The sequence below is a fragment of the Pseudomonas sp. LBUM1640 genome (assembly GCF_059716225.1).
In genome coordinates this window covers 4,016,688-4,022,710 of sequence record NZ_CP166816.1, presented here as the reverse complement: position 1 = coordinate 4,022,710, position 6,023 = coordinate 4,016,688, and the positions used below count along the sequence as shown (strand labels likewise).

The 6,023-nt window shown below is 59.7% G+C and carries 4 protein-coding genes; 2 read left to right on the top strand and 2 right to left on the bottom strand.

The window, feature by feature from the left end; translation table 11 throughout:
• The first annotated feature begins 505 nt into the window (after positions 1 to 505).
• Both macA and ACA065_RS17855 read left to right on the top strand, forming a co-directional pair.
• Positions 506 to 1,654: a macrolide transporter subunit MacA gene (gene macA, locus ACA065_RS17860; protein WP_497690838.1), complete on the top strand. Its 1,149-nt coding sequence runs from the start codon at positions 506 to 508 to the stop codon at positions 1,652 to 1,654.
• A 3-nt stretch (positions 1,655 to 1,657) separates the two neighbouring features.
• On the top strand, positions 1,658 to 3,616 hold the full coding sequence (locus tag ACA065_RS17855; protein ID WP_497690837.1) for a MacB family efflux pump subunit: 1,959 nt from the start codon (positions 1,658 to 1,660) through the stop codon (positions 3,614 to 3,616).
• 136 nt (positions 3,617 to 3,752) lie between these two features.
• On the opposite strand, the gene ACA065_RS17850 is transcribed toward ACA065_RS17855, so the two are convergent.
• Both ACA065_RS17850 and ACA065_RS17845 read right to left on the bottom strand, forming a co-directional pair.
• Positions 3,753 to 4,430, bottom strand: a complete 678-nt coding sequence (locus ACA065_RS17850; RefSeq protein ID WP_497690836.1) for a helix-turn-helix transcriptional regulator — start codon at positions 4,428 to 4,430, stop codon at positions 3,753 to 3,755.
• Positions 4,431 to 4,661: 231 nt separating this feature from the next.
• Complete coding sequence (locus ACA065_RS17845; protein ID WP_497690835.1) at positions 4,662 to 5,906, bottom strand: methionine gamma-lyase; 1,245 nt, start codon at positions 5,904 to 5,906, stop codon at positions 4,662 to 4,664.
• Positions 5,907 to 6,023 lie beyond the last annotated feature (117 nt).

Sequence of the window (6,023 nt, the reverse complement as noted above, 5' to 3'; positions counted from 1 at the left end):
TGCGCGGATCCAAATGTGGGAGCTGGGTGGGGTACATATCCGTTGCTGCGGTAACGGCGGCTATTGGTTCCGCTCTTACAGCGGGTCACTTTTTGAAGGACCAAAAAGTAACCAAAAAGTCCTCGCCCCACCACTCGGTGTCTCGCCTAGGCTCGACATGCCCTCACGCAGGCTTTGGAGCGGGGGCCGCCGCGATGGGCCATCCTTGGCCCAGCGCGGCTAAACCGGCGTCCTGCCGGTTTACCCCCGCTCCAAAGCCTGCGTTCGGCCAGCGTGGTTTAACGGGGCGCCTCAGATCAAAAGCAAGATCAAGATCAAAAGCAGATCAAGAGCCGAGTGATCTCTTCCTGATGTATGGAGATCCAAATGTGGGAGCGGGCTTGCTCGCGAATGCGGTGGGTCAGTCTCTGATTGTTTGACTGACACCCTGCAATTGGGAGCAAGCCCTCTCCCATATTTTTGAATGTTTTCGCCGCAGACCCTCTTCATCTTTTTATGGTCATTTATGCAAAAGTCAACGTTTCGCAAACTCGGAATGCTCGCGGTAGTGGTGGTTGCCATTGGCCTTGTGGTCTACACGGTGCAAGCACCCGCCGATGCCCCGCAATACCTCACTGCCACGGCTGAACGGGGTGACATCGAAAACGCCGTGTTAGCCACCGGGCTGCTCGAAGGTATCAAGCAAGTCGACGTCGGCGCCCAGGTTTCCGGGCAGTTGAAGTCGCTCAAGGTCAAGGTGGGTGACAAGGTCAAGAAGGGCCAATGGCTCGCTGAAATCGACCCGTTGATTCTGCAAAATACCCTGCGCAAAGCCCAGGTGGATGAGGAGAACCTGCAGGCCCAGCGCCGCGCCACGGCGGCGCAGCTCAAGCAGGCCAAGTCGGTCTACGAGCGCTACAAAGGTTTGCAGGTTGACGAGTCGGTTTCGCGTCAGGATTTCGAGGACGCCGAATCCACCTTCCAGGTTCAGCAAGCCAACCTGTTGTCCCTGGACGCGCAGATCAAAAGCGCGCATATCCAGATCGACACCGCCAAGGTCAACCTGGCCTATACCCGCATCGTCGCGCCCATCGACGGTGATGTGGTCGGCATTGTCACCCAGGAAGGCCAGACCGTGATCGCCAGCCAGTTGGCGCCGGTACTGCTCAAGCTGGCGGACCTGGACACCATGACCGTCAAGGCCCAGGTGTCCGAGGCGGATGTGATTCATATCAGCCCCGGCCAGCAGGTCTATTTCACCATCCTCGGTGAGGCCGACAAACGCTACTACGCCAAGCTGCGCGGCACGGAGCCGGCGCCGCAGAACTTCCTCGAGACCCAGACCGCCGGCACACCCAAGCAGAACACCGCGGTGTTTTACAACGCACTGTTCGATGTGCCCAACCCCGATCACCGCCTGCGCATCGCCATGACCGCCCAAGTGCGCATTGTGCTCGACACTGCCCAGGCCGCGTTGATGGTGCCGGTGGCGGCACTCGGTGCGCGCAACGCCGATGGCAGTTACCCGCTGCGCGTGCTGGATGCCAAGGGCAAAGCTGTGTCGCGGAATGTGAAGGCCGGCATCAATAACAACGTCAAAGTGCAGATTCTGGACGGTCTGGCCGAGGGCGATAAAGTCGTGATCGGCGATGCAACACCTGTGGCGGGGAGTTGAGCCATGACCCAACCCCTGCTGGAACTCAAGGGCATCACCCGCAGCTTCATGGCGGGCGAGCGCGAATTCATTGCGCTCAAAGGCATCGACCTGACCATACATGCCGGGGAAATGGTCGCGATCATCGGCGCCTCAGGCTCGGGTAAATCGACCCTGATGAACATCCTCGGCGGTCTGGATTACGCGACTGCCGGTAGCTACAAGATCAACGGCATCGAAACCCGTTCGCTGGGCGATGAGCAACTGGCGGAGCTGCGCCGCGATTACTTCGGCTTTATTTTCCAGCGTTACCATTTGCTGGCGCACCTAAGCGCCTTGCACAACGTGGAAATGCCGGCGATCTATGCCGGCACTCCAGAGGCTCAACGCCACAGCCGCGCGCGCGATTTGCTCACGCGCCTGGGCCTGGCGGGGCACACGACTCATCGGCCGAGCCAGCTTTCCGGTGGCCAGCAGCAACGCGTGAGTATTGCCCGCGCGTTGATGAATGGCGGTGAAGTGATCCTCGCCGACGAACCCACTGGCGCGCTCGACACCCACAGCGGCAAAGAGGTGATGCGCATCCTCGCCGAGCTGCACGCCGCCGGGCATACGGTGATTATCGTCACCCACGACCCCAAGGTGGCAGCAAATGCCCAGCGCATTGTCGAGGTGTGCGATGGCGAGATTGTCAGCGACAAGGCCAACGACAGTGTCGGCCTGGAGCTGCCCAGCGAGGCTCCGGTAGAAACCAAACGCAGCGGAGCACGGCGTCTGGTGGCGAGCCTGGGCTTGTTCAAGGAAGCCTTCAATATGGCCTGGGTTGCGCTGATTTCCCATCGCATGCGCACCTTGCTGACCATGCTCGGGATTGTCATCGGCATTACTTCGGTGGTGTCGATCTCGGCTATCGGTGAGGGCGCCAAGCGTTATGTGCTCAAGGACATCCAGGCCATCGGCAGCAACACCATCGACATCTTTTCGGGCACCAGTTTTGGTGACAGCCGCGCGTCTGCCATCGAAACACTGATGCCGTCGGATGTGGAGGCGTTGAACCAACTGTATTACGTCGGCAGCGCCACGCCGGTGGTGGGCCGCAACCTGCTGCTGCGCTTTGGCAACATCGACCTGGATGCGCAGGTCAATGGCGTCAGCGACCGCTATTTCAAGGTCAAAGGGCTGAAGCTGGAAGCCGGGATTGCCTTCAGCGAAAGCGACGCGCGGCGCCAGGCGCAGGTGGTGGTAATCGACCACAACACCCGGCATCGCCTGTTCGGGCCGAATGTTGACCCGTTGGGCCAGGTGATCCTGGTCGGCAACTTGCCGTGCACGGTGATTGGCGTGACGGCCGACAATAAAAACATGTTTGCCGCCAGCAAAGCGCTGAACGTGTGGGTGCCTTACGAAACGGCGGCAGGGCGGCTTTTGGGCCAGCGCCATCTGGACAGCATTACCGTGCGTATCAAGGATGGCCAGCCAAGCAAGGTGGTGGAAGACAACGTCAATAAACTCATGCTGCAACGCCATGGCACCAAGGATTTCTTTACCAACAACCTCGACAGCATCATGCAGACCGTGCAGAAAACCAGCCGCTCCCTGGCGCTGTTGTTGTCGCTGATCGCGGTGATTTCGTTGCTGGTAGGCGGCATCGGCGTGATGAATATCATGCTGGTGTCGGTGACCGAGCGTACCCGCGAGATCGGTATTCGCATGGCGGTAGGCGCGCGACAGTCGGATATTCGCCAGCAGTTTCTGGTGGAGGCGGTGATGGTGTGTTTGATCGGCGGGATGATCGGGATCTCGCTGTCGTTCGCGATCGGCTATCTGTTTTCGTTGTTTGTGAAGGAGTGGGAAATGGTCTTTTCCCTGGGCTCGATCATTACCGCGTTTGCCTGCTCGACGATGATCGGCATTGTGTTTGGCTTTGTGCCGGCCAGGAATGCGGCGCGCTTGGACCCGATTGAGGCGTTGGCAAGGGACTGACTGGATCAGGTATCACTGACACTGGAGATCAAATGTGGGAGCGGGCTTGCTCGCGAATGCGGTGGGTCAGCAGTACATTTGGCGCTGACACACCGCATTCGCGAGCAAGCCCGCTCCCACAGGGTTTTGTGGTGATCTAGAGGGAGGTCACTGGCCCTTCGTCTGCCGCATACATCCATCGCAACAACGAATGCCGCCCGCTGATCCCCAGCTTGATCGCCGCGCGCTTGAGATAACTTTCGATGGTGTTGACCTTCAGCGTCAGTTGTTCCGCCAACTGCGGCGCAGTGCGCCCGGCCAGCAAGCCTACGCATACCTCAAGTTCACGCTTGGACAGGGTCAGGCCCGATTGCACCAGGCGTTCTTCAATGCGTCGGCGCAGGGTTTCGATGGCCTGGTTTTTCGGCACCGCCAGGTCGCTGTTCTGTCGGCACGGCTGGATCGCGGTGATGTGTTTTTCCACCATGGGCAGCAACAGCGTGGAGAAGTCCTGCAGCATGCTGCGTTCCTGCGCTGAAAAACTGTCGGAATGGTGCGCGCGATACACCGACAGCACGTAGCGCATATCGTCTTTGCGGCGCGTGAGATGCAGTTGGGCGGCGGGTTGTTCTTCACCCAGGGCCGCCACCGAATCGGTGTAGATCGGGCTGATCAGGCGCCGGGTTTGGCCTTGCGCGTTCACCCGCAATTGCGTGATATGGGTGGCGTCCACTGCCAGTTGGGTGAGGATGAGGTCATGCAGCATGCGTGGAAAATGGCGACTGCCGGTGCTGGCGATGACCTTGCCTATATGTGGGAACAGGTGTGAGTTCATCAATTCGTCCATGAGTTTCGAGTGTAGGTATTCAGCCTTATAACGACGGGGTTTAAGAAGGTTACGGGTACGAATAACCTACAGTGATAATGCTCCCGCCGAGACGTATGCTAGTACAGCATCGCGAGATGAGGGGGATCCAATCTGCAAAAAATCAGATTAAAAACGCATAAGGATGGTCGGACCTGTCCGACCATCGTTTGTGGGACAGCACTACGTCGGGCGTAGGCCTTATTTTACTGCGTGCTCTTCTAGCGCAGCCTGACGCGGTGCGGTACGGGTGCACTTGTTCAGCGCCTGCCGTATATCCGCCAGCAGGTCGGCAATGTCCTCAAGCCCTACCGACAAGCGCACCAAACCCTCGCTGATACCGTGTTGCGCGCGCTGCTCTGGGGTGTAGGTGGAGTGGGTCATGCTGGCCGGGTGCTGGGCCAGTGACTCGGCATCGCCCAGGCTGACCGCGCGGGTGAACAGCGTGAGGGCATTCATGAAGCGCCGCCCGGTTTCAATCCCGCCCTTGAGTTCGAAGGCGATCATCCCGCCGGACTGCTTCATTTGCCGCGCCGCCAGTTCGTACTGTGGGAAAGAACGCAGGCCAGGGTAGGTCACCCATTGCACCGCCGGGTGCGCCTGCAAGGCTTCGGCCACTGCCTGGGCATTGCTGCAATGGCGATCCATGCGCAGGGCCAGGGTCTTGAGGCCGCGCATCAGCAAGGATGCATCTTGGGGCGACATCACCGCGCCGGTGAGGTCCTTGAGCCCTTGCAAACGGATGCGTTGCGCCAGGGTCTGGTTGCTCACGGCGATACCGGCGGTGATATCGCCGTGCCCGCTCAGGTACTTGGTGGCCGAGTGCACCACCACGTCGGCACCCAGTTCCAGGGGCCGTTGCAGGTATGGTGTGCAATAGGTGTTATCCACCACCACGGTAATGTTGGGTTGCTCGTGGGCGAGCTGGGCCACGGCGGCGATATCCACCAGCCGCAGGTTGGGGTTGGCCGGTGTCTCGCAGTAGATCATGCGGGTGGCAGGCGACAGTGCCGCGCGCAAGGCGGCCAGGTCGGTGAGGTCGACATGGCGCACCTTGATGCCGAATTCGCCGATGCCATGGTGCAACAGGGCGAAGGTGCAGCCGTAAACGGTCTGGCTGACGATTACTTCATCGCCTGGGCGCAGCAGGGTCCAAAACGTTGCGGCAATCGCGCCCATGCCGGAGCTGAAGGCCACGGCGGCTTCGCCGTTTTCCAGGGTGGCCATGCGCGATTCCAGCAGGGCCAGGGTCGGGTTGGAGATGCGCGTGTAGAAGTGGCCGCTGGCCTCACCGGCAAAGCAGGCGGCACCGTATTCGGCGGTGGGGAAAGCGAATGTGGCGGACAGGTAGATCGGCGGGACGAGGGCGCCGTGGTGGTCCTTGGGGTCATAGCCGTGGTGGATGGCGCGGGTAGAAAAGCCGAATGTATTGTGTTTATTGTTCATGTCCGACGCTCCTTATTTCCTACAATGCTATGCTCATAACCGCAGATGAACTTTGCGAAAGTTGCTGCTAAATCCTGTGTTAAGGGATGAAACGTCCCTAAAAATAATGAATCGAGG